This is a genomic window from Acidovorax sp. JMULE5, assembly GCF_013376875.1.
Taxonomy (GTDB): domain Bacteria; phylum Pseudomonadota; class Gammaproteobacteria; order Burkholderiales; family Burkholderiaceae_C; genus Acidovorax; species Acidovorax facilis.
Genome location: NZ_CP035951.1, coordinates 2372859 through 2395714, shown reverse-complemented (window position 1 = coordinate 2395714; position 22856 = coordinate 2372859). Strand labels below are relative to the sequence as shown.

Genomic DNA, 22856 nt, shown 5'->3' with positions numbered 1-22856 from the left:
CGGCCTTTTTTCTTGTCCTTCTTGCTCTTCTTTTCTTGAGACTCTCGCCATGACCGATGACCAGCTCCTGCGGTACTCCCGCCACATCCTGCTCGACGAGATGGGCATCGAGGGGCAGGAGCAGGTGCTGGCGTCCCATGCCCTCATCATCGGTGCGGGTGGCCTGGGCTCGCCTGCCGCGCTGTACCTGGCATCTGCCGGTGTGGGGCACATCACCCTGGTGGACGACGATGTGGTGGACCTGACCAACCTGCAACGCCAAATCGCACACACCACCGCGCGCGTCGGCCAGCCCAAGGTGGCGTCTGCAGCCAGCGCCATGGCAGCCATCAACCCCGAAGTTCGGGTGACCGTGCTCCAGGCGCGCGCAGATGCCGCTGTGCTCGATACCTTGGTGCAAGACGCTTGCGTGGTGCTCGATTGCAGCGACAACTACGCAACACGCCACGCCGTCAATGCGGCCTGTGTGCGCCATCGCAAGCCCCTTGTTGCGGGGGCCGTCATCCGCTTTGATGCCCAGATCACGGTGGTGGACCCGCGCCAGGCTGCGTCGCCCTGTTACGCCTGTATTTTTCCGCCCGAGGCTGATTTTGAAGAGGTGCGTTGCTCCACCATGGGCGTGTTTGCCCCGCTGGTGGGCGTGGTGGGTGCCATGCAGGCGGCCGAGGCGCTCAAGCTGCTTGCAGGCATCGGAACGTCACTGGCTGGGCGTCTGTTGATGCTGGATGGACGCTCCATGGAGTGGAGCACGATGAACGTGGCGCGTGCGCCGCACTGCACGGTGTGTGTTGCTCGGTAGGATTACTCCTACAGCGTCCGCGTGCGGCGGCTGGCAGAATCCGCTCAGCTGAGCCACTAAATTTGAGGCTCGACCAGCGTAAATGTGCGTTGGTAGTGAAACGGGACCCTTCTGTGAAACTCCGCACCTATATCGTTGAAGACAACGCCACCATTCGAGAGAACCTGATCGGGACGCTCGAAGAGTTGGCGTCCGTAGAGGCGGTAGGGGTCGCTGAGACCGAGGACGAGGGCAAGAACTGGCTCGCCACCCATGGTGAACAGTGGGATCTGGCAATAGTGGATCTTTTTCTGCGCCAAGGCAGTGGGCTGGGCGTCCTGGCGGCATGCCGCTCGCGCCGCCCTGGCCAGAAGATGGTGGTGCTGAGCAACTACGCGACACCCGATGTGCGCATGCGTTGTGCACAGCTGGGGGTGGATGCGGTCTTCGACAAATCCAACGAAATTGATGCGCTGGTGGACTACTGCATCCAGCACAGCAGCAGTCCTGCGGGAATGGAAGCTGGCCAGTCCCTGTCGTCGCCTGGCCATTCGCTGTGATGCTGCGCCCTGCAGCGCGGGCGCGCGCGGCGGGGTTTTTTGTTTTCTACTCTTCTCGCCAGCGGGCTGAGTCAGGCCCAATGACCCCGGACTGAGGCCACTGCTCCATGTCAGTCAATCAAGCGGTTCTTGAGCGCGTAGTAGGTCAGATCGCTGTTGGACGACAGGCTCATCTTTTCCATCAATCGCGTGCGGTAGGTGCTCACCGTCTTGACGCTGAGCGACAAGGCCTTGGCGATATCGCCTGCCGTCTCTCCCTTGGCCAGCTTGAGGAACACCTGGAACTCGCGTTCCGACAACTGCTCGTGGGGCGGTGCGTCGTCCTTGCGATTGAGTTGCTGGGCCAGCAGTTCGGCCACGGCAGGCGTCAGGTAGCGGCGGCCCAGCGCAATGGTGCGGATCGCCTCCACGATTTCCGAGGGTTCGCATTCCTTGTTCAGGTAGCCGCTCGCGCCCTGGCGGATCAGGTTGATCGCATAGTGCTCTTCGGGGTAGCCGCTCAGAATCAGGATGCCCATGTCCGGGGCCTTAGCCCGCAGCATGGCCAGCGCATCCAGCCCGCTCTGTCCGGGCATCGACAGGTCCATGAGCAGGACATCAATTTCCTTGTTGCGCACCAGGTCGATGGCTTCACGGCCGTTGGAGGCCTCACCCTCCACCCGCAGATCCACATGCTCGGACAGGAACTGCCGCAGCCCGGAACGAACTATCGCGTGGTCATCCACAATGCCAATCTTGATCATCGATCTTTCTTTCGCAGGGCGGTGATGCCGCTCCTGATGTTTGTTGGTTGGAAAGCTTCTCCGGCACGTCATCCCTGTTGGCAGGGTGGTGCCCGGGTCTTCACACATTATCCAGAATACCGCGTATGAGTCTTAAAGAAAACACCCGCATCTGGCTGCCCAAGGTCCGCAAGATGGCCTTGAGCCTGCCCATGGCGTTGCTGGCGGCGATGGTGCTGGTGGGTATCAACGAAACGGGTCACATGCGCTCACAAGATGCGGTGGAGCAGATGAGCCACGGTCAGAACACGCGCAAGGCCGTCAACCTGTTGCTGCAGAGCATGCTGGACGCAGAGACCGGGCAGCGTGGCTACCTGCTCACCGGCAACGAGACTTATCTGGAGCCTTACGACAAGGCGGTGGCTACCGTGCAGACCAACCTGGATGGCTTGCGCGGGCTGTTCATGGATGCTCCCGAAGACATGCAGGAATTTGCGCTGCTGTCGCGGCAGATATCCCGCAAGCTCGCGGAGATGGAACTGAGCCTGCGTTTGCGCCGGCAGGGCAATGAAGATGCCTGGAAGTTCATCCTGCATACCGACGTGGGCAAGGAGCACATGGAGGCCATCCGCAAGCACGCGCTGGAGTTGATTGCCCGCAGCGACATGCACGTGAAACTAGGCCAGGACCAGATCGAGCAGTCGCTCATGCTGTCGCGCATAGGCATTGCCACGGTGACGGTCATTGGCTTGCTGGCGTTCTACATGTATCTGCGCCAGGCGCAGGCGCTGCAGGTCGTCAACCAGCGCGAACAGGCCCTGCTGGAGCGCGAACGGGACCGCCTCGAAGGCCTTGTAAAGGCCCGTACCGCAACTCTTTCCGAGCTGGCAAACCATCTGCAGCAAGTACGTGAAGATGAGCGTGGGCACCTTGCGCGCGAGCTGCACGATGAGCTGGGTGCACTGCTCACTGCGGCCAAGCTGGATGTTGCGCGGCTCAAGTCCAGGATCGACGCCAACGCCCCCGAGGTGGCAGAGCGGCTCAAGCACCTGACCGAAACGCTCAACAGCGGCATTGCGCTCAAGCGCCGCATCATTGAAGACCTGCGGCCCTCATCGCTCTCCAACCTCGGACTGACGGCCGCGATCGAGATCCTCACGCGCGAATATGCCGAACGCGCAGGTATCGAAGTGGAAACGAGCCTGGAATCCGTGCAGTTGCCTGATGCCTCGCAACTCACGGTGTACCGCATGGTGCAGGAGGCGTTGACCAACATCGGCAAATACGCCAAGGCCAGCAAGGTGCTGGTGTCTGTACACGGGTACCCCACGCATGTGGCAGTCCAGGTGCGCGACGATGGCGAGGGGTTCGATCCCGCCACGGTGCGTCCTACCTCGCACGGGCTGTCGGGAATGCGCCACCGCGTGGAGTCTGCGGGCGGCAGGCTGTCCATCACCTCGCGCCCGGGCAATGGCACCCTGGTCTCTGCCGTGCTCCCGCTGCAGCGCCATGGCGCCGAGGCGTCGTCGCAGCCGCCCTCTCTGGCCGTTTGAACTAGCGGCCTTGGTCCAGGGCTAGCGAGCCGCAGCGCGCCGTCCTACAGGCGGCCCGCTGCACCGCCGACAGGCTTGCGCGCCGGGCACCGGCATCTTTGACTCTCCATGCTCCTTACAGTGGATTCCAGGCGCTGAAATTCATGTGCCAACCCACCCGCCGGCAACCGGCCCCCTCAAGAGGAAAAGGAGAAAGAAATGTTGCACTACGCAGTTGTTTTTCTGGTGATCGCGCTGATCGCAGCCCTGTTCGGCTTTGGCGGTATTGCTGCCGGTGCCGTGGGCATCGCCAAGATTCTGTTCTTCGTGTTCGTCATCATGGCGGTTGTGACCTTTGTACTGGGTCTGCTCAAAAAGGGCTGACGCCCCGGCCGTGAAACCAAGCATTCCGCATCCACCCCTTCAAGGAGTTTCCGCATGAGTATCCAGAACGCTACCGACAAAGTTGCCAACGGCGCACGCCATCTCGCAGATGATGTGCTGCAAAGCGCCCAAGACGCCGTGCAGTCCACCCGCACGGCCGCCAACACCTCGCTGGAAAAAGCAGAAGAAGGCGTACGTGCCCTCCGCAGCCAGACCGACCCCGTCATTGACGACTTGGCAGCGCGTGCCCAGGATCTGGCAGCCCGCAGCATCGGCTATTGCGCAGAAACCAGTGCCCGTGCCCGTCGCCAGATGCAGCATGCAGCAGACGCCACCACCAAGTATGTGGCGGAGCAACCCGGCAAATCGATGGTGATCGCCGCCGCATCGGGCGCCGTACTCGCAACCCTGGTGCTCTGGATGTCGCGCCGCAAGCACGCCTACTGAAGCCTGTCTCTATCCCTACAGTCCGCCGGTCGCGGAGGGTGCAACAGACCGGCAGATTGCAATCTTCCAGCACCCGCGTTCCCAACCATTTTCAAACAAGGACAACACCATGAAATACGCACGTGCACTCGCCTTTGCCGCTGTCGCTGGCATCACCATCATCACGGCCACGGGCTGCTCGGTGGCCCGTGAACAACAGACCGTTGGCGCCTATGTAGATGACGCCGGCATCACCACCGCCGTCAAGGCAAAAATGGCTGAAGACAAATCCGTCTCCGCCACGTCGATCAGCGTCGAAACGCTCAACGGCACGGTGCAGCTCTCGGGCTTTGCCAAGTCGCAGGCTGAAAAGAACCAGGCTGAAGCCATTGCACGCAACACCAAGAATGTGCGTGAAGTGCGCAACAGCATCGTGGTTCGTCCCTGACCGGATTGCCTGAACATTGCGCTGCGGGCTTCCTGCCGGTAGCGCATAGGCACTGACCGCTGAGCAGGCTCCGGGTACCTCCTGGAGCCTGCTTTTTTCATGGGGCGCCAGCAGGCATACCCCTGGGTCTTGCTCGTTTGCCACACCCTACCGGGTATAAGCTCCACACCATGCGGGTATTCAATTGCGACCATTGCGGTCATCTGGTTTTTTTCGACAGCGTGCAGTGTCTGCACTGTGGCAGCGCGCTGGCATTTTTGCCCGATGTGTTGACCATCGCGGCCCTGGCGCCTGCGCCGCAGGATGGCGCCGACCTGTGGCGCCGCCGGGGCGGGCGCGGTGGCTCGGATTACAGCGGTCGCTTGTACCGTATGTGCCGCAACCATACCGAACACCAGGCCTGCAACTTTGCCGTGCCTGCCAACGACTATGCAGAACTGTGTGTCTCGTGCCGCCAAACCCGGGTGTTGCCTGATCTGTCGGAGCCCGCGAACATGGGCCGCTGGATGCAGATCGAGGCCGCCAAGCGGCGCCTGTTTTACAGCCTGGCCCGCTTGGGCCTGGAGCCCGCCCCCGGGCGTACCGGACCCGTTTTTGAATTTTTGGCCGAGGTGCCCGGTGGTCCGCCGGTGTTGACGGGCCACCACAGCGGAACGATTACGCTGAATGTGGCCGAGGCCGATGACGATGAGCGCGCACGCCGCCGCATCGCGCTGGGTGAGCCCTACCGCACGCTGATTGGCCACCTGCGCCATGAGTCCGGCCATTTTTATTGGGACCAGCTGGTGCGCGACGGCGGCCGCCTGGAAGATTTTCGCCAGATGTTTGGCGATGAGCGCCAGGACTACGCCGCCGCGCTGGAGGCTCACTACGCCAAGGGCAACGACCTGGGCGACTGGGCCGACCACCATGTCAGCGCCTATGCCACTGCCCACCCCTGGGAAGACTGGGCCGAAACATGGGCCCATTATCTGCACATGATCGATCTGCTGGAGACGTCGGCCAGCTACGCGACCGAGGTCACGATCCCGGGCATCTACGGGGCGCAGCGCAGCAGCGCCATCGACCCGTTTGCCAGCCCGGCGCCTGATTTCCAGTCGATGGTGCAGCACCTGGTGCCGCTGACACTGCTGCTCAACAGCCTCACCCGCAGCTTGGGGCAGCCAGATGCCTATCCGTTTGCGTTGGCAGGCGAGGTGCTGGCCAAACTGCGGTTTGTGCATGACGTGGTGCGCGAAGCCGCCCGGCGGCCCGCCCCAGTCGCCGCTCCGGCTCCGCAGCCCCCACCGGGTCCCAAACAAAACGTCAAAAAAAATAGCAAAACAACCAGCAAGGACGTGCGCTAGCGCCATTTTTTCCTTGGTTTTTTTGCCTGCATCAAAGAGCGACAAGGGTGGCGGCCTGGAACTTGCTAGGTGTCTGCCATGGGGCTATTGAAACCCCTTGAGCAGCCAGTACCGAGCCACACACGACGCCAAGGGAGGGCGCGACCATGCTGAGCCGCACCGCTGACCATCTTTTCTGGATGGCACGCTATACCGAGCGCGCCGAAAATACGGCGCGCATGCTGGATGTGAATTACCAGAGCGCGCTGCTGCCGCAATCGACCGAAGTCGCCAAGCAGGGCTGGCAAGGGTTGCTGTCCATCAGCGAGCTGCTGCTCGCCTACACCGCCCAGCATGGCGAAGTGACCCCTGCCAAGGTGCTGGACTTCATGGTCAAGGACCCTTCCAACCCCTCGTCCATTCTGGCCTGTCTTCAGGCCGCGCGCGAGAACGCGCGGGCCGTACGCGGTGCGCTCAACACCGAGGCCTGGGAGATCCAGAACCAGACCTGGCTCGAAGTGAACCGCTTGATCGCCAGCGGTGCACTGGAGCAGGACCCGGCGCGATTCTTCGAATGGGTGAAGTTCCGCTCGCACCTCTCGCGGGGTGTGACAGTGGGCACCATGCTGCAGGACGAGGCGCTGCACTTCATGCGCCTGGGCACCTTTCTGGAGCGGGCCGACAACACGGCGCGGCTGCTGGATGTGAAGTTTCACGCGGTGCAGAGCGACTTCATGGGCGCGGCCAGGGCGCAGGACCAAGACTACGACTTCTACCACTGGAGCGCCATCTTGCTCAGCGTGTCGGGCTTCGAGACCTACCGCAAGGTGTACCGCGACGTGATCACGCCCGAACGTGTGGCCGAACTGCTGATCCTGCGGGCCGACATGCCCCGCTCACTGCACGCTTGCATGAAAGAGGTGCTGGGCAACCTCGACATGCTGGGCAGCGGCCAGTCGGCCGAGACCCAGCGGCACGCGGGGCGGCTGCTGGCGCACCTGAAGTTCGCACGCATCGATGAAATCCTGACCCATGGACTGCATGCTTACCTCACCCAGTTCCTGGAGAGGGTGAACGACCTGGGTGCCAGGATCAGCCGGGATTTTCTGGTGCCTGCGGCGGTGTGAGGGGCGTATCTGGTGCATCTGGCGCAGCGGCTGCAGCAGTAGCCACTGCTGTGCCGGGCACCGGCTCCACCGTCACGCCCACCTGCAGCACATGGTGGTCGCCGCCGTGGATCACGCCGCGCAGCGGCGACACATCCGAAAAATCGCGGCCGATGGCCAGGGTCACATAGTCCTCGCCCGCCGCGCGGTCGTTGGTGGGGTCCAGGTCAAACCAGGTGTTGTCGCCTGATGCGCCATCACTTTCGTCGGCTGCCGGTGACCACACCGACACCCAGGCGTGCGAAGCATCGGCCCCCACCAGCCGGGGCTGCCCGGGCGGGGGCTCGGTCAGCAGGTAGCCGCTCACATACCGCGCCGCCAGACCCAGGCTGCGCAGGCAGCCGATCATCACGTGGGCAAAGTCCTGGCACACGCCTCGGCGCAGCCGCAGCGATTCGAGCGCGGGCGTGCCCGCGTCGGTGGCGTTGGAGGTGTAGGCAAAGTCGGCATGGATGCGCGACATCAGGTGGCGGGCGGCCTGCATCAGCGGGTGGCCGGGTGCAAAGCTCTCGGCGGCATAGGCCACAAAGTCGGCATGCCGGGGAATGTAGGGCGACGCAAAGCTGAACTCGGTGGCCGCGTGGTAGGGCTGGCCGCGCCGATAACCCAGGCGCTCGCGCACGGCCTCCCAAGGTTCGCCGGGCGGTGCGGCGGGCACGGGCAGGGTCTCCAGCAGGCTTTCGGCGCGCACCCGCAGTTGCTCGTGGGTGAACGGCAGGCTGAAGAAAGCGCGGGTGTTGCCAAACACGTCCTGCACCATGTTGCACTGTGTTGGGGCGGGGTCCACCTGCAGGCTGTGGGTCAGCACACGCTGCACCACACCGGTGCGCGGACGCAGATGGGCCATGTGCTGGGCGTTCTGCACCGCCGGGCTGTAGTGGTACACCGTTTCGTGGATGACGCGCAGCTTCATGGTCAAGCTCCTACGCTGTGCCGAAGTGCATCCGCCGAATGCGTGAAGTAGCGCGTGGCCAGCACATCCGACAAGCCCATCACGCCCCGCACACACCGGCCCAGATATTCCTCCAGAGTGGCATGGCGGCCTTCGGCGTCCTGTGCGCACAGGGCCACCAGCGACAGGTCGGACGCTTCGGGGATGCCCGTGGCGGCGGATTCGCAGGGCGTACCGGCGGCCGCTTCGATCTTGGCAATGCGCCCGCGCAGCGTCTGTGCGACCCAGGCCAGCGAGCGGGGGTTGTCGCGGTCGATCACCAGCAGGTCCAGCAGGGCGGGCATGTCGCGCCGCTGCTGGTACTGCGCGTGGAAGGTGATGGTGCTGTCAAACAGCGCCACCATGGCCTCGAAGCCGCCCTCATCGTGCACGGCGCCGGTCTGCAGGCCACTTTCCAGCGCCGAGGCCAGAAAGCCCAGGCGCTCCAGGTGGCGCCCGATGGACAGCAGGCGCCAGCCGTCGTCGCGGGTCATGCGGTCGGTCTGCTGGCCCGTCATGGCTGCGGTGTGGCCGCTCAGGCCTTCCAGCTGGCGCAGCGCGTCCAGCGGCGAATAGTCGCCGTCGTCTTCGGCCCCTGTGCGGGGCGCAAAAAACTCCGCCTCGGCGCGCACGATGAGGTTCCAGTGTTCCTGCGACAAACGGTCGCGTACGGCCGAGGCCGCACCCAGGATGCCGCGCAGGTTGTAGCCCACGCTGGTCACCTGCGCGGGCTGCGTCAGCCCGGCGATCAGCGAGCGCTCGAACACGCGCCGTGCCTGCCCGGCCGCAGGCACGGTCGGCAGCACCAGCCCCTGGCTCACGCCCATGGCGCTTAGCCAGGTCAGCAGCGGCTGCGAGGTCTGGTCCTCCCCATTGAGGCATTGCAGCGTGATGCGCGCCAGGCGCGTGACGTTCTCGGTGCGTTCGGTGTAGCGACCCAGCCAGAACAGGTTTTCGGCCGCGCGGCTGGTCACCTGGCGGCTGCGGTGCACCACGGCGGGCGCGGCCTGGTTGTGGGCCAGCAGCGTGGTGGTGTCCACGGGGCCATCTGTCTGCACCCATACATCGGCGCTGCTGCCGCCGCGCTGCATGGATGTAATGCCGCTGTCGCCCTGGGCCAGGCGGGCCAGCCCGCCCGGCAACACGCGCCACGAGCCGGGGCCGTCGCACACCGCAAACACGCGCAGCATCACCGAGCGGGGGGCGATGGGGCTGCCGCCCTGGCCCGCACCTTCTGCGGCTTCACTGCGCCAGGTGGGCATTTGCGACAGCGGCAGGTGGGCCTGCACGGTGTATTCGTCGCCCTGGGCTTCGATGCGTGCGGACCACTGCGCCAGGTCTTGCGCCGACAGCGCACCGCCCAGCACGGGCACGCGCTGCGCCATGGGCCAGGTGGGGCGGATCACGCTGTGCGCGAGCTGCGGCAGCACCGCCTGCATGGCCGATCGCTCGCCACACCACCAGGTGGGCAGCGACGGCAGGGCCAGCTCTTCGCCCAGCAGGTGGCGCGACAGCGCAGGCATGAAGCCCAGCAGCGCCGACGATTCGAGGAACGCCGAGCCCGGCGCATTGGCCACCAGCACGTTGCCCGCACGGATGGCCTGCAGCAGGCCGGGCACGCCCAGGCGCGAGTCGCTGCGCAGCTCCAGCGGGTCCAGAAACTCGTCGTCCAGGCGCTTGAGGATGCCGTGCACCGGCTGCAGGCCATGCAGCGTCTTGAGGTACAGGCGCGCGTCGCGCACGGTGAGGTCGTTGCCCTCCACCAGCGTCAGACCCAGGTAGCGCGCCAGGTACGCGTGCTCAAAGTAGGTCTCGTTGTACGGGCCGGGCGTGAGCAGCACGATGCGCGCATCCGCCCCCGCCGGGCTCATCTGCCGCAGTCCGTCGAGCAGTGCGCGGTAGGTGGCGGCCAGGCGCTGCACATGCATCTGGCTGAACGCCTCGGGGAACAGGCGCGAGATGAGCAGCCGGTTCTCCAGCAAATATCCCAGGCCTGAGGGCGCCTGCGTGCGCTGCGTCACCACCCACCAGTCGCCCTGCGCGTCGCGCGCCATGTCGAACGCCGCGATGTGCAAATGGGTGCCGCCCACGGGCTGCACGCCATGCATGGCGCGCAGGTAGCCCGGGTGGCCCTGTACCAGCGCGCTGGGCAGCAGCCCCGTGCGCAGCAGCTCCTGCGGGCCATACACGTCGGCCATCACGCGGTTGAGCAGGCGCGCGCGTTGCAGCACGCCGCGCTCGATGTGTGCCCAGTCGCCCTGCGAGAGGATCAGCGGGAACAGATCCACCGACCAGGGCCGCTGCGGGCCGTCGGCGTCGGCATAGACGTTGTAGGTGATGCCGTTGTCGCGCACCTGGCGCTGCAGGCTTTGCATGCGCCGGTCCAGGTCCTGGAAGCCCTCGGGCCCCAATTGATCAAAGAATTGGGCCCAGGCGCTAGTGATATCTGGCTTGTTTGCTATTGATTTGGGAGTGGTTGATGCAGTGGCAGCGCCGGGGGCGTCCGCCACGCTGGCACCCCGCAGCTCGTCAAAATGCCCGGCCGCCGCAGCAGGCGCCAGTGCAGCCGCCAATTGGGCTGCGCTGTCAGAAGGGTCGGGGGTGGGGAGGCTGTCGTTGAGGTGGTTCACTGCGCTCGATTTTCGGGCATTTGGTCGACAACACTCTGCGGGTAACCCACAGCCTTCAAAACCGGCGGCGCGATCCCTACCAGGGACGCCAAGCAAGGGCCGCCCCGCAGCAAGGGCGTCGTCCCCCTTCAAGGGGGAAGGCGCCGCAGGCGACTCAGGGGGTGGCTTTCCTACGGCCGCATCTTGCGCCGCAGATCCAGCGTGAACGGAAACTCCCGGCTGCCCGGCAGCTCGATGGTCGCAGGTGGCACCGCCAGCCGCCCCGGCGTGTGTCCCATGCGCGAGAAGCGCGCCAGGCGGCGGCTTTCGGCCTCATACGCGTTGACCGGGAAGGTGTCGTAGTTGCGCCCGCCCGGGTGCGCCACGTGGTACTGGCAGCCGCCGAGCGAGCGGTTCATCCAGGTGTCCACGATGTCGAACGTGAGCGGCGCATGGGCGCCAATGGTGGGGTGCAGGGCCGAGGGCGGGTTCCATGCCTTGTAGCGCACGCCCGCCACAAATTCGCCGGTGGTGCCGGTGCTTTGCAGCGGCAGCGGCTGGCCGTTGACGGTGACCACATGGCGGCTTTCGTTCATGCCCGTCACGCGCACCTCGATGCGCTCCAGCGACGAGTCCACATAGCGCACGGTGCCCCCGGCCGAGCCTTCCTCGCCCATCACATGCCAGGGTTCCAGCGCATTGCGCAGAGTCAGCTCCACGCCCATCGATTTCACCGTGCCGACCATGGGGAAGCGGAACTCGAACTGCGGTGCAAACCAGGCCGCGTCAAACGCGTAGCCTGCGGCGTTCATCTCGGCCACCACATCGTGCATGTCCTGCTGGATGAAGGTGGGCAGCATCCAGCGGTCGTGCAGCTCGGTGCCCCAGCGGGCGGCGGGCGCGCGGTAGGGCGTCTTCCAGAAGCGGGCTATCAGAGCGCGCAGCAGCAGCTGCTGCACCACGCTCATGTGGGCGTGGGGCGGCATCTCGAACGCGCGCAGCTCCAGCAGGCCCAGGCGGCCGGTGCTGCTGTCGGGCGAGAACATCTTGTCGATGCTGAATTCGCTGCGGTGCGTGTTGCCCGTCACGTCCACCAGGATGTTGCGCAGCGTGCGGTCCACCAGCCAGGGCGGCATGTCCTGGCCGTAGACCGCACGGTTGGTTTCGATCTCGCGCAGCGCGATCTCCAGTTCGTACAACTGGTCGTTGCGCGCCTCGTCCACGCGCGGCGACTGGCTGGTGGGGCCGATGAACAGGCCGCTGAACAGATAGCTCAGACTCGGGTGGTTGTGCCAGTACAGCAACAGGCTGGCCAGCAGCTCGGGCTTGCGCAAGAAGGGCGAGTCGGCCGGTGTGGCGCCGCCCATCACAAAGTGGTTGCCGCCACCGGTGCCGGTGTGGCGGCCATCGGTCATGAACTTCTCGGCCGACAGGCGCGTCTCCCACGCGGCCTGGTACAGAAACTCGGTGTGCTGCACCAGCTCCTCCCAATGGCTGGCGGGGTGGATGTTCACTTCGATCACGCCCGGGTCGGGCGTGACTGCCAGCACTTTGAGGCGCGCATCGCGCGGCGGCGGGTAGCCTTCCAGCACGATCTTCATGCCCAGCTCTTCGGCCGTGGCTTCGATGGCGGCCAGCAGGTCCAGGTAGTCATCCAGGCGCGACAGCGGCGGCATGAAGACATAGAGCACGCCGTATTTCTCGCCCACCTTCTCGGCCTTGGGGCCGCTGGCGCGGCGCGGGTCGCGCACCTCCACGCATAGCGCCGTGCGCGACAGGCCTGCGGCCGACTGGAACTTGCCGGGTGGCTGCACGCCCGCATGCGGGTCGGGCTGACCGGACAGGCGCGCGTTATCACCACCCGCAGTACTCTGCGTTACGCGCCGTGCCTCGCCCGGCGCGGTGGCGCCCGCCAGGTAGGGCAGGTCGCGGTCGCCGGTGACAGGGCCGGATGGCACGGAATATCGCGCCCGCAGCGTGGTGGCAGCGGCCAGCGGGCTCTGGGGCGCGGTCGGGTCTTGTGGGATCAGGTGCTCGGTGTCCGACGCTTTCACCCAGGGCAGGGCGTCCAGCGGCAGGCGGTAGCCCATGGGCGAATCGCCGGGGATGAGCAGCATGCGGTCGTCGCGGAAGAACCACGGCCCCGTGCTCCACACGCTGCCCGCCAGCGTACCTGCGCCTTCGCCTGCCTGCAGCGGCAGCACATAGCCCACCACGCTGTCGAGTTTTTGCTCGAACACGCGGCGCAGGCGTGCGCGCTCCAGCTCGTCGTCCAGGCGCGCGTCGAACGGGTCCACGTTGACCGGCAGGCGCCGTTCGCGCCACAGGTAGTAGAAGGTGTCTTCGTAGCCGGGCAGAATGAATCGGTCGGTGATGCCCAGCTTGCGCGTGAGGTGGCGCACAAAACGTTCGGCGTCGGCGCTGGTGTAGTGCGAGGGGTCGCGCTCGTCGGCGAACAGCGCGGGGTTCTGCCAGGCGGGCTGGCCGTCGGCGCGCCAGCAGATGGACAGTGCCCAGCGCGGCAGCTGCTCGCCCGGGTACCACTTGCCCTGGCCAAAGTGCAAAAAGCCGCCCTGGCCGTATTCGGCGCGCAGCTTGTGCGTGAGTTCGGTGGCAAAGCCACGTTTGGTGGGGCCCAGTGCATCGGTGTTCCACTCGGGCGCGTCGCGGTCGCCCACGGCCACAAAGGTGGGCTCGCCACCCATCGTCAGGCGCACATCGCCCGCCACCAGGTCGGCATCCACCTTATCGCCCAGCGCCAGCACGGCCTGCCACTGGTCTTCGGTGTAGGGCTTGGTCACGCGGGGCGATTCGAAGATGCGCGTCACGCGCATCTCATGGCTGAACTCCACCTCGGCCTTGTCCACGCCGCCTTCAATCGGCGCGGCCCCTGAGGGCTGGGGCGTGCAGGCCAGCGGGATGTGGCCCTCGCCCGCCATCAGGCCGCTGGTGGCGTCCAGGCCAATCCAGCCCGCGCCGGGCAGGTAGACCTCGCACCAGGCGTGCAGGTCGGTGAAGTCGTGGTCGGTGCCGCTGGGGCCATCGAGCGCCTTCACGTCGGGTGTGAGCTGGATCAGGTAGCCCGACACAAACCGCGCCGCCAGGCCCAGGTGGCGCAGCAGCTGCACCAGCAGCCAGCCGGAGTCGCGGCACGAGCCGCTGGCTTTTTGCAGCGTTTCCTCGGGCGTTTGCACGCCGGGCTCCAGGCGGATCAGGTAGCGGATGTCTTGCGATACCTGCTGGTTGAGCTTGACCAGGAAATCGATGGTGCGTTGCTTGCTGCGGTCCACCTTGTCCAGATAGGCCTGCACCAGCGGTGTCATCGGGTCGGTGGCCAGGTAGGGCGCCAGCTCCTGCTGCACATCGCTGCTGTACTTGAACGGGATGTTCTCGGCCTCGGGTTCCAGGAAGAAGTCGAAGGGGTTGTACACCGCCATTTCCACCACCAGGTCCACCGTGACCTTGAACTCGCGCGTCTTCTCGGGGAAGACCAGCCGCGCCTGGTAGTTGGAAAACGGGTCCTGCTGCCAGTTGATGAAGTGCTGCGCAGGCTCGACCTTGAGCGAATACGAAATCACATTGCTGCGGCAATGGGGCGCAGGCCGCAATCGGATGGTCTGTGGCCCGAGGCCTACCAGCCGGTCGTATTGGTAATGCGTGACGTGGTGGAGCGCGGCGTGGATGGGCATATGCAGGCCATGCTAGCAAGTCCCGAGCCATCGCGGGCAACTATTCCCGGGGGCGGTGACAAGCGGTCATCGGCTGTTCACAATGTGCGGTCCGTGCCCCGCTGCCGGGGCTGTCTCCCTTTTGTTGATCGCGCACCAATTTGGTGATGCCCTGATTCACCCATGTCCCATTCCCCCCAACTTCTGCTCCTGCCTGGCCTGGCCGCCGACGAACGCATGTGGCGCGGCGTGCTGCCGCTGCTGCCCGCCGCGCTGCGCCCCGCTGTCGCCACGGCCCACCAGGATGTGAACCTGCACACCATCGAGGACTTTGCCGCCCGGCTGCTGGCGCAGCATGCAGGGCCGCTGGTGCTGGCGGGCGCATCGATGGGCGGCATGGTCGCCATGGAGGTCGCGCGCCAGGCGCCGGAGCGTGTGGCCGGACTCGCGCTGCTGGGCACCACCGCGCGGCCCGAGACGCCGGATATGCGGGCGCTGCGCGAAGCCGCTATCGAACTCTTTGAACAAGGCCGCCTGCGCGAAGTGATCGAGCCCAACGTGGCCTTTGCCTTTCATCCTGACAATGCCACGCGGCCTGGGCTGGTGCAGGCCTATCTCGACTTTGTGCTGGACGCAGGCGCCTCCCACCTGGTTCGCCAGAACCGCGCCGTCATCCATCGGCCCGATGCCCGCAAGCACCTGCCCGGGGTGGCCTGCCCGGTGCTAGTGGTATGCGGCGAGGCTGACCAGCTCACGCCGCCCGAATGTTCGGCGGAGATTGCGGCGCTGGTGCCCGCTGCAGAGCACCACCTCTTGCCGGACAGCGGCCACATGCTGACCATGGAGCAACCTGAGACGGTGACTCGGCTGCTGGTGCAGTGGCTGGCGCGCAGCGGATGGATTTGACCTGAGCTTCCTTCCTCTCGCCTTGTGGACGAGGGCGCCGTGGTGGGACGGGGTGACTTGGAGCGGCTCAAAAAACTCAGCAAAGCGGCCATCCCTAGGCGTTCCGCCGCAGGCAGTACAAGGCGTACGACAAGGCGGGACAACGACGCCAGGGAAGTTTTGTGAGGCGCTCTTAGGCGGTTTGTCGCGCTGGCGTTGTCTCGGGCGCCAATTGTGTTGCCGCATACCAGCTGCGCAGCTTGCCGGGGTTGAGCAGGCCCTGCGGGTCGAAGCGGCGCTTCATGCCCACCACGGCCGGGTCCAGATTGTTCTGTTTGCCGTCTTCCACGATGTACACATGTGGGTTGTTGATCTGCACGCCATGGTCGCGGTAGATCTGCATGATCTGGTTCAGGCGCTCCTCGGTGGTGTACCTGATGATCTGCAGGCCGCTGCAGTTGAAGGCGCCTTCCTTGGTGCGCAAAAACTCCAGGTGCATCATCACCTCGCCCTTCAGCGCGGCCTCCAGTGCCTTCACCTGCTTGAGGCGGTGCATGGGGTTGAAGCCGCTCTGGATGTAGGTCAGGTTCTTGTCCACCTTCAGCGCGTGCAGCGTGGTGTGGTTCCAGGTGTATTCGAGCAGCGTCTTGTGGCTGCTGGCCACTTCGTCGGCCGTCTTGCGGTAGGTGACTTGGCCGCCGTGCTGGGCCACCATGTCTCGCATGCCCGCTTCGGAGTGCGGGGCCACCAGCAGCAGCACGGCGTGCTGGTCAGCAGGCAGGTGCTCTGCCAGACTGGTGAAGTACTGCGGGATGGGGGCGGCAACGAAGCACACCTCTTTTTTCTCCAGCCCGGGGGCGCTGCCAAAGCGGTCGGCAAAGTCCAGCGCGGCGTCGAACTGCGCGAAGGTGGCGATGCATTCGGTCCACTCCACGGCAGGGGTCAGGGCCACTTCCAGCTCCAGCACGATGCCGTTGGTGCCGTAGGTGTGGTGCAGCAGCATGGCCTCGGGGCCGCGCAGTTCGATGACCTGGGGCTCGGGCTCCACCGTCATCGCACGCACGGCCAGCACGTTGCCAGGCGCGGCCAGCGGGCCGTGGTTGATGGAGCCTGCCCCCCCAAAGCCGCCGCCAAACAGCCCGCCCAGCGTGGCGCTGCGGTAGGTGCTGGGCAGCCAGCGCAGCTCTTGCCCATGGGGCTTGGCCTGCGCATCAAAGTCCGCCAGCCGGATGCCCGACTGCGCGCGGCCCACACCGCCGCGCACCCAGCCAAATGCGTTGTAGCCCGACAGGTCCAGGATCACGCCGCCGTGCAGCGGCGTGCTTTGCCCGTAGTTGCCAGTGCCGCTGCCGCGCACGGTGAGGGGAATGCCCGCGCTGGCGCAGGCGGCCACCACCTGGCGGATTTCTGCTTCGGTGCGCGGGCGCACGGCAATGTCGCCGCGCTTGCCCGCCAGGTCACGCTTGAGCACGGGGCTGAACCAGGCAAAGTCCTGTGAGAGGCGGCCCACGCGCAGCGGGTCGGCGATCCAGTCGAGGCCGGGCAGCAGGTCGGGCAGTTGATGGGCGGTGGTGGTCATGTCGGTATCTCCTTGGCCGCTGGTGGCCGTTTTTAGGCAAAGGGAAGCCCTTGCCGTGCGCCAGTGACTGCGCGCGGTGTGTTGGCGATGGGGTGATAGGGCTAGTCGTGCGACGTTTCGCTGGCGTGCCAGCCGCCCAGGGCGACGCGCGTGAGCCAGGCCATCAGCACGAACAAGGCGACGCCAGTGAGCGAAATCAGCAGCAGTGCAGCAAACATGCGCGGGATGTTGAGCTGAAAGCCGGCCTGCAGGATCTGGTACGCCAGCCCCGCACCCTGGCCCCCGGTGCCCGCCACAAACTCAGCCACCACAGCGCCGATGAGCGCCAGGCCGCTGGAAATGCGCAGCCCGCCAAAGAAGTAGGGCAGCGCGCTGGGGATGCGCAGGCGCAGCAGAGTCTGCAGCCGCGTGGCGCGGTTGAGCTGGAAGTAGCTTTGCAGGTCAGGCTCCACACTGCGCAGGCCCAGCGTGGTGTTGCTGATGATGGGGAACAGGGCGACGAGTGCAGCGCAGATCACCATGGAGGCCATCGGGTCCTTCACCCAGATGATGATGAGCGGCGCCACGGCCACGATGGGCGTGACCTGCAGCAGCACGGCGTAGGGGAAGAGCGCGGTCTCGATGCGCTTGCTCTGCACAAACAGGAACGAGATCAGCACGCCCGCCACGGTGGCCACCACAAAGGCCAGCACCGTGATCTTGACGGTGACCCACAGCGAGCCGCCCAGCGCGGCCCAGTCGGTGAACAGCGTCTTCATCATCAGGATGGGCGAGGGCACCAGGTAGGGCGGCAGCTCCATGGCCGTGACCAGGCCTTGCCACAGCGCGATCAGCACCAGGCCGACCAGCACGGGGTACACCACGCGCTGCACGCGGGGCTGGGCCATGAGCGGGGTGCGTTTGGGGGCGGCTTTGTGGGCCGGCTTGGCAGTGGCGGCTTGCGCAGGTACCGAGCGAGGGGCTGCGGGGCTGGATGTCACCCCAGGGGATGGCACTGGCGACGCGATGGATGCGGAAGGGAAGGGGGTGCTCATGCCACGCTCTCCTCGGTGTCCACGCTGGCGCGCAGCAGGCTGTCCTGCAGCAGCTTGGCGTAGCGGCTGAATTCGGGCGACACCATGAAGTCGGCCGTGCGGGGGTAGGGCGCGTCGATGCGGAACTCTTCGACCACGCGGCCGGGGCGCGCGGCCATCATGACCACGCGGCTGGAGAGGAACACCGCCTCGTGGATCGAGTGCGTCACAAAGATCACGGTGAGCTTCTTCTTGCGCCACAAGTCGAGTAGGTCGGCGTCGAGCTTGTGGCGCGTGATTTCATCCAGCGCGCCAAAGGGCTCGTCCATCAGCAGCAGGTCGGGCTGGGTGACCAGGCCGCGCGCAATCGACACGCGCATCTGCATGCCGCCCGACAGCGCACGGGGCAGCGCATGGGCAAACTTTGACAACCCCACCAGCGCCAGTGCTTCGGTCACGCGGGCATCGGCCTCGGCACGCGGCACGCCCGCCAGGTCCAGCGGCAGGCGCACATTGGTTTGCACACTGGCCCAAGGCATGAGCGTGGGCGACTGGAATACGAAGGCCATCTTTTTGCCGCTTTCGTCCAGCTGCGCCACGGGCTTGCGCCACAGGTGCAGGCGGCCATCGGTAGGCTCCAGCAGGCCCGCCACCATTTTCAGCAGCGTGCTCTTGCCGCAGCCCGAGGGGCCGAGCAGGGTGACGAATTCGCCTTCCTCAATGGTCAGGTCCACGGGCAGCAGGGCCTGGGTGCCATTGGGGTAGGTTTTTTCGGCCGAGAGCACCTCCACGGCGGGTGTGGGGCGCGGCGCGGGTGCCAGAGGTGGCGAGGCAGCGGGAATGGACATGGTGGTGCCTTTCGATGGATGTGGCCGGGGAGGCTGGCCGCTGTGTCAGGGCGATGGGGCTTATCTGTCGTAGCGCTTGGCTTGGCGCCAGCCGCTGGAAACTGGCGCGGCCCGAGCCAGCGAACGCCGAGCAAGGGCCGCCCCGCAGCGAGGGCGTTGTCCCCCTTGGGGGAAGGCGCGAAGCGACCCAGGGGGTGTTAAGGAAGAATCTTGAGGTCTTTGACGAAGGACGTGGTGTAGGTCTCGGCCAGCTTCACCTTGGCAGGGTCGATGAGCTTGGCGTCCACCAGGAAGTCGTAGCTGGCCTTGGCGCGTGCGTCGGTCATGATGCCGATGCCCATGGTGGTGGCATCGCCGCCCGTGGCCATGCCCATTTCCTTGAGCTTGGCCACGCTGTAGGCGAGCTGCTCGTCGGTCATGTTGGGGTTGTCCTTCTTGATCAGCGCGTTGGCCGGGGCTGGGTCGGCCAGGTAGCTCTTCCAGCCTTCCATCGATGCCTTCACGAACGAGGCCACGGCGGCGCTGCGGTCCTTCACCGTCTTTTCCATGCACGAGATGGTGGTGGCGTAGGCGGGGTAGCCCTGGTCGCTGAACATCAGCGTGTTGGCCTTGACGCCCGCTTTGGCGATCGCAAACGGCTCGGAGGTCAGGTAGCCCTGCTGGGCGGCGTTCTTGTCGGCGACGAAGGGCTGGATGTTGAAGGTGTAGGGGCGCGTCTGCGAGTCGGTGAAGCCGTACTTGGCCTTGAGCCAGGGCCAGTAGCCGCGCTGGGCCGACGAGGCGATCAGGATGGTCTTGCCCTTGAGGTCTTCGAACTTCTTCACGTCCTCGTGGGCGATGAGCACCTGAGGGTCCTTCTGGAACACCGCTGCCACGTTGACCACCGGCACGCCGCCTTCACGCATCTGGATCATCTGCAGGTCGCTCGATCCCATCACGCATTCGGCCTGGCCGGCGGCCATCATCTGCACGATGTTGACTTGCGGGCCGCCCATCTTGATGGTCACGTCCAGCCCGTACTTCTTGTACAGGCCCGTAGCCACCGCCTGGTAGAAGCCGCCATGCTCGGCCTGCGCATACCAGTTGGTCATGTAGGTGAACTTTTCCTGCGCGTGGGCTTGCATGGTGCCGACGGCACCAACAGCGAGCAGCGCGGCTGCACCAAGTTTGGAAAGGCGGGAGGCGGTCTTCATCATGGTGGTACTCCGGTAGGGTGGTGGAGGTGGAACGAAGGGACAACGAAGGGGAAGGCGAAAAGGTTTTGCCGTAGCGTTTGCAGGTTTCAGGCCAGTGCGCTGGAGTGCTCCACGTGCCCGGTGTGATTGGCGCGGCCCCAGGTGGGCTCAGTGCGCGGTGCCCACTGCAGCTTGTGCAGCTCGGTAATGGCTGCGGCCCAGCTCACAGCCAGCGAGTCGAGGATGGCGTGGCCCTGTTCGGCCGTGGCGGGCAGCGGGTCGCCAATGATTCCGCTGGGGCCGAAGTCGCGCGCACTCCAGGCGCAGGCCGGGCGGCCGTCGGGTGAGAGCAGGGGCGAGTCAAAAACGGGCGGGTAGTTGACTACCGCACGCTCCATGTGCACGGTGTCGGGGGCCAGCGCCAGCATCAACGCGGTCTCGGCGTGGCCTGCGTGCATGGCCAGTTTTTTTTCGGTGTCGGACAGGTACTTGCCCGCCACATGCGGCACACGCCAGGTGAAGCTGGGCACGACGATGAAGTCGCCATGGCGCAGGCGCAGCTCGCGCGCACACATCTCCATCACCTGCGGCTGGCCGCCGTGGCCGTTGACGAACAGCAGCTTGCGAAAGCCCGCGCGGTATACCGACTCGCCCACCTCGTTCATGGTGGCCAGCAGGGTCTCGCCGCTCAGCGTGACGGTGCCGGGGAAGTGCAGGTGCTCTTCGGACTTGCCGTAGGTGATGGGAGCCATCGCAAACGCAGGCACATCGGCCGGCAGGCGCGCCAGCGCATGGCCCACTACACCCGCGCTGATCACCGTGTCCACCGCACAGGGCAGGTGCGGGCCGTGCTGCTCGGTGGCGCCCGTGGGCAGCACGATGACGGTGTTCTCCTTGTCTGGCAGGTCGGCGATCTCGGTCCAGCTCAGGTAGGGCAGGTAGCGGTGGGGCGGGTTGTAGCCGTGCAGCATGAAAGACTTTCGTGAAGGTGTTGGGGGTGGATCAGCGCTGTGGCAGATAGGCCGTGGCTTCGACCTCAATCAGGATGTCGGGGGTGGGCAACATGCCGCTCACTTCCACCACGGTGGATGCGGGTGGCTCACCGGGGAAGAACAGCTTGCGCACGCGGCTGTACTGCGGGAAGTGGTCCAGGTTCTTGAAGTACTGCACCAGCTTGAACACGTCGGACATCTGGCCGCCTGTGGCCTCGATGGTCTGGCGGATGCGGTCGAGCACGTACCAGCTCTGCGCGAGGATGGGGCCCTCCTTGATGTCGCTGCTGAACTCGCCCGTGCGGCCAATCAGCGTGGCGGCCTCATGCGGGATGTCGTCGTAGCCGCGCACGATGCGGCTGGCGGCAGGGTCCACGGCGATGATCCCGCTCAGGTAGATGAAGTCGCCTGCGCGGCGCCAGGCGGCGTAGCGGGCCAGGGGTTGGGCGATGCCCGGCGCAGGTATGGTTGCAGATGTGGGGCTCATGCGAGGCTCCTTGCGGATTGGGTGGTAGGTACATGCCAGGCGGCCGGTGCATGGCCGCTGGCGACGCGGCCTTGGCGCAGCACCACGCGGCCCTGCGCGCCTTGTGTACGGGATGGAAAGCCCCAGTGGTCGGCCTGCGTGAAGACCAGCAGGTCAGCCACCGCACCGGGCTGCAGGGGCAACGCGGCGGGGCCGGTGCGCAGCCAGTCGCTGCGGCACAGCGACTCGCTCCATTGGTCGAAAGGTGCATCCAACTGCGCCGCCAGCACGCCCGTGGACAGGGCCTCCAGCGGGTCGAAGCTGCCCACGGGGCAGAACGGGTCTTGCACGTTGTCGCTGGCCACCAGCACCGGGATGCCGCGTGCGCGGGCTTCCTTCACCAGCGTCAGGCCACGCTGGCGCGGCGTGCGGCCGGTGGTGGCGTCCTGCAGCAGCAGGTTGGTGATGGGCAACGTGACCAGGGTGATGGGGCTTTGCGCCACCGCGTCGAGCGTGGCGAGGGCCGTGGCTTCGTCCTGTGCGGCCAGGGCGCAGGTGTGGCCGCAGACCACATGGCCTTCGAAGCGCAGTTCCTTGAGCAGTGCGGCCGTGGTCGCCAAGCCCTGTGCGCCGGGGTGCAGTTCTTCGTCCACATGCAGGTCCACGTTCAGGCCGTGGTGTTGTGCGGCCTCAAACAGGTGGCGCAGCGCCTGCGGGTCCCAGTTGGTGGAATGCACAAAGCCGCCGAGCAAGGCGCCGGGGCCGCTCGCAGCCACGGTGGCGGCTAGCTGCATGGCGGCGCTGCGGTCTGCGTACAGGTGCAGGGGGATCAGGCTCACGCGCTCCAGCGTGATGCGGTCGGCCCAGTCGTGGGCCAGTGCGCGCAACACGTTCCAGGCCAGCGGCTGCGCGTCGGGCTCCCACCAGTCGCAGTGGGTGCGCAGGTGCACGGTGCCAGCCTCATAGGCCCATTGCAGCGCGCGGCTGGCGCGGGCGTGGATGTCGGCCTCGGTCCAGCCCTGGCGGTCCACCATCATGGCCTCGATGGCGCCCAGCAGACCGGGTTTGACCACACCCATGCGGGGCAGGGTGAAGGCTTTGTCCAGGTGGGTGTGCGCATCCACCAGGCCGGGCAGCACCAGCGCGCCTGCTACGTCCCACACCGTGCCGTGGGGCGCTGGCTGGGTGCCATGGGGCAGCACCTGCACGATACGACCCTGGGTCAGGTGCAGGTCGGCCAGTGCGGGCTGGTGGCCCTGCTGCGGCCATGTGGCGGGCAGCAGCCAGCGCGGCAACCTTGCGCGCAGGATGTGGTCGGGAGTGCTGGATGCATGCATGCCGTGGCCTTT

Annotated in this window: 20 protein-coding genes; 9 read left to right on the top strand and 11 right to left on the bottom strand. The window is 65.9% G+C overall.

The annotated features are described in order from the left end of the window. The first annotated feature begins 49 nt into the window (after positions 1-49). Both EXV95_RS10740 and EXV95_RS10735 read left to right on the top strand, forming a co-directional pair. Positions 50-799, top strand: a complete 750-nt coding sequence (locus EXV95_RS10740) for a HesA/MoeB/ThiF family protein (protein WP_176886803.1) — start codon at positions 50-52, stop codon at positions 797-799. A gap of 113 nt (positions 800-912) precedes the next feature. After that, positions 913-1338 carry a response regulator gene (locus tag EXV95_RS10735; RefSeq protein ID WP_055395489.1) on the top strand — a complete coding sequence of 142 codons (426 nt, stop codon included), beginning with the start codon at positions 913-915 and terminating at the stop codon, positions 1336-1338. 110 nt (positions 1339-1448) lie between these two features. Here the strand turns inward: EXV95_RS10735 and EXV95_RS10730 are convergent, their stop codons facing one another. Further along, the gene (locus EXV95_RS10730; RefSeq protein ID WP_010463169.1) at positions 1449-2081 is read right to left on the bottom strand and encodes a response regulator transcription factor; all 633 of its coding nucleotides are present in this window, start codon (positions 2079-2081) and stop codon (positions 1449-1451) included. A gap of 125 nt (positions 2082-2206) precedes the next feature. On the opposite strand from EXV95_RS10730, the gene EXV95_RS10725 reads away from it, so the two are divergent. The 6 genes from EXV95_RS10725 to EXV95_RS10700 all read left to right on the top strand — a co-directional run bounded on the left by EXV95_RS10725 (position 2207) and on the right by EXV95_RS10700 (position 7302). Continuing rightward, positions 2207-3613 (top strand): CHASE3 domain-containing protein, encoded by a 1407-nt coding sequence (locus EXV95_RS10725; protein ID WP_176886802.1) that lies wholly within the window; start codon positions 2207-2209, stop codon positions 3611-3613. A gap of 198 nt (positions 3614-3811) precedes the next feature. Continuing rightward, on the top strand, positions 3812-3976 hold the full coding sequence (locus EXV95_RS10720; protein WP_010463174.1) for a DUF1328 domain-containing protein: 165 nt from the start codon (positions 3812-3814) through the stop codon (positions 3974-3976). 54 nt (positions 3977-4030) lie between these two features. Next, positions 4031-4423 (top strand): hypothetical protein, encoded by a 393-nt coding sequence (locus EXV95_RS10715; protein ID WP_176886801.1) that lies wholly within the window; start codon positions 4031-4033, stop codon positions 4421-4423. 109 nt (positions 4424-4532) lie between these two features. Then, positions 4533-4850, top strand: coding sequence for a BON domain-containing protein (locus EXV95_RS10710; RefSeq protein ID WP_055395483.1), 318 nt, complete (start codon positions 4533-4535; stop codon positions 4848-4850). A 170-nt stretch (positions 4851-5020) separates the two neighbouring features. Next, positions 5021-6196, top strand: coding sequence for a putative zinc-binding metallopeptidase (locus tag EXV95_RS10705; protein WP_176886800.1), 1176 nt, complete (start codon positions 5021-5023; stop codon positions 6194-6196). 146 nt (positions 6197-6342) lie between these two features. Next, positions 6343-7302: an alpha-E domain-containing protein gene (locus EXV95_RS10700; RefSeq protein WP_176886799.1), complete on the top strand. Its 960-nt coding sequence runs from the start codon at positions 6343-6345 to the stop codon at positions 7300-7302. Here EXV95_RS10700 and EXV95_RS10695 read toward each other — a convergent pair. The 3 genes from EXV95_RS10695 to EXV95_RS10685 all read right to left on the bottom strand — a co-directional run bounded on the left by EXV95_RS10695 (position 7268) and on the right by EXV95_RS10685 (position 14570). Beyond that, positions 7268-8254 carry a transglutaminase family protein gene (locus tag EXV95_RS10695; protein ID WP_176886798.1) on the bottom strand — a complete coding sequence of 329 codons (987 nt, stop codon included), beginning with the start codon at positions 8252-8254 and terminating at the stop codon, positions 7268-7270. The two genes, EXV95_RS10700 and EXV95_RS10695, sit on opposite strands and share 35 nt — an antisense overlap. Positions 8255-8256: 2 nt before the next feature. Beyond that, on the bottom strand, positions 8257-10902 hold the full coding sequence (locus tag EXV95_RS10690) for a circularly permuted type 2 ATP-grasp protein (RefSeq protein ID WP_176886797.1): 2646 nt from the start codon (positions 10900-10902) through the stop codon (positions 8257-8259). Between the two features lie 170 nt (positions 10903-11072). Continuing rightward, positions 11073-14570, bottom strand: coding sequence for a DUF2126 domain-containing protein (locus EXV95_RS10685; RefSeq protein ID WP_176886796.1), 3498 nt, complete (start codon positions 14568-14570; stop codon positions 11073-11075). Between the two features lie 162 nt (positions 14571-14732). On the opposite strand from EXV95_RS10685, the gene EXV95_RS10680 reads away from it, so the two are divergent. Next, complete coding sequence (locus EXV95_RS10680) at positions 14733-15455, top strand: alpha/beta fold hydrolase (protein WP_176886795.1); 723 nt, start codon at positions 14733-14735, stop codon at positions 15453-15455. Between the two features lie 172 nt (positions 15456-15627). Here the strand turns inward: EXV95_RS10680 and EXV95_RS10675 are convergent, their stop codons facing one another. The 7 genes from EXV95_RS10675 to EXV95_RS10645 all read right to left on the bottom strand — a co-directional run bounded on the left by EXV95_RS10675 (position 15628) and on the right by EXV95_RS10645 (position 22844). After that, positions 15628-17013 (bottom strand): FAD-binding oxidoreductase, encoded by a 1386-nt coding sequence (locus EXV95_RS10675; RefSeq protein ID WP_176886794.1) that lies wholly within the window; start codon positions 17011-17013, stop codon positions 15628-15630. Positions 17014-17114: 101 nt separating this feature from the next. After that, positions 17115-17900, bottom strand: coding sequence for an ABC transporter permease (locus tag EXV95_RS10670; RefSeq protein ID WP_121944136.1), 786 nt, complete (start codon positions 17898-17900; stop codon positions 17115-17117). 143 nt (positions 17901-18043) lie between these two features. Next, a complete protein-coding gene (locus EXV95_RS10665; RefSeq protein ID WP_176886793.1) occupies positions 18044-18874 on the bottom strand; it encodes an ABC transporter ATP-binding protein in 831 nt (276 codons plus the stop codon). 197 nt (positions 18875-19071) lie between these two features. Continuing rightward, complete coding sequence (locus EXV95_RS10660; RefSeq protein WP_176886792.1) at positions 19072-20070, bottom strand: ABC transporter substrate-binding protein; 999 nt, start codon at positions 20068-20070, stop codon at positions 19072-19074. 86 nt (positions 20071-20156) lie between these two features. Next, the gene (locus EXV95_RS10655; protein WP_176886791.1) at positions 20157-21020 is read right to left on the bottom strand and encodes a creatininase family protein; all 864 of its coding nucleotides are present in this window, start codon (positions 21018-21020) and stop codon (positions 20157-20159) included. 31 nt (positions 21021-21051) lie between these two features. Further along, positions 21052-21528, bottom strand: coding sequence for a RidA family protein (locus tag EXV95_RS10650; RefSeq protein WP_176886790.1), 477 nt, complete (start codon positions 21526-21528; stop codon positions 21052-21054). Further along, the gene (locus tag EXV95_RS10645; RefSeq protein WP_176886789.1) at positions 21525-22844 is read right to left on the bottom strand and encodes an amidohydrolase family protein; all 1320 of its coding nucleotides are present in this window, start codon (positions 22842-22844) and stop codon (positions 21525-21527) included. The genes EXV95_RS10650 and EXV95_RS10645 overlap by 4 nt, the downstream gene beginning before the upstream one ends. Positions 22845-22856: the final 12 nt, after the last annotated feature.

Excerpts from the sequence above, each read along its gene's own strand:
- EXV95_RS10715 (WP_176886801.1), top strand. The coding sequence starts at position 4,031 with ATGAGTATCCAGAACGCTACCGACAAAGTTGCCAACGGCGCACGCCAT.
- EXV95_RS10670 (WP_121944136.1), bottom strand. The coding sequence starts at position 17,900 with ATGGCCCAGCCCCGCGTGCAGCGCGTGGTGTACCCCGTGCTGGTCGGC.
- EXV95_RS10665 (WP_176886793.1), bottom strand. The coding sequence starts at position 18,874 with ATGTCCATTCCCGCTGCCTCGCCACCTCTGGCACCCGCGCCGCGCCCC.
- EXV95_RS10710 (WP_055395483.1), top strand. The coding sequence starts at position 4,533 with ATGAAATACGCACGTGCACTCGCCTTTGCCGCTGTCGCTGGCATCACC.
- EXV95_RS10650 (WP_176886790.1), bottom strand. The coding sequence starts at position 21,528 with ATGAGCCCCACATCTGCAACCATACCTGCGCCGGGCATCGCCCAACCC.
- EXV95_RS10705 (WP_176886800.1), top strand. The coding sequence starts at position 5,021 with ATGCGGGTATTCAATTGCGACCATTGCGGTCATCTGGTTTTTTTCGAC.
- EXV95_RS10695 (WP_176886798.1), bottom strand. The coding sequence starts at position 8,254 with ATGAAGCTGCGCGTCATCCACGAAACGGTGTACCACTACAGCCCGGCG.
- EXV95_RS10660 (WP_176886792.1), bottom strand. The coding sequence starts at position 20,070 with ATGATGAAGACCGCCTCCCGCCTTTCCAAACTTGGTGCAGCCGCGCTG.
- EXV95_RS10680 (WP_176886795.1), top strand. The coding sequence starts at position 14,733 with ATGTCCCATTCCCCCCAACTTCTGCTCCTGCCTGGCCTGGCCGCCGAC.
- EXV95_RS10725 (WP_176886802.1), top strand. The coding sequence starts at position 2,207 with ATGAGTCTTAAAGAAAACACCCGCATCTGGCTGCCCAAGGTCCGCAAG.
- EXV95_RS10645 (WP_176886789.1), bottom strand. The coding sequence starts at position 22,844 with ATGCATGCATCCAGCACTCCCGACCACATCCTGCGCGCAAGGTTGCCG.
- EXV95_RS10720 (WP_010463174.1), top strand. The coding sequence starts at position 3,812 with ATGTTGCACTACGCAGTTGTTTTTCTGGTGATCGCGCTGATCGCAGCC.
- EXV95_RS10730 (WP_010463169.1), bottom strand. The coding sequence starts at position 2,081 with ATGATCAAGATTGGCATTGTGGATGACCACGCGATAGTTCGTTCCGGG.
- EXV95_RS10740 (WP_176886803.1), top strand. The coding sequence starts at position 50 with ATGACCGATGACCAGCTCCTGCGGTACTCCCGCCACATCCTGCTCGAC.
- EXV95_RS10685 (WP_176886796.1), bottom strand. The coding sequence starts at position 14,570 with ATGCCCATCCACGCCGCGCTCCACCACGTCACGCATTACCAATACGAC.
- EXV95_RS10655 (WP_176886791.1), bottom strand. The coding sequence starts at position 21,020 with ATGCTGCACGGCTACAACCCGCCCCACCGCTACCTGCCCTACCTGAGC.
- EXV95_RS10700 (WP_176886799.1), top strand. The coding sequence starts at position 6,343 with ATGCTGAGCCGCACCGCTGACCATCTTTTCTGGATGGCACGCTATACC.
- EXV95_RS10675 (WP_176886794.1), bottom strand. The coding sequence starts at position 17,013 with ATGACCACCACCGCCCATCAACTGCCCGACCTGCTGCCCGGCCTCGAC.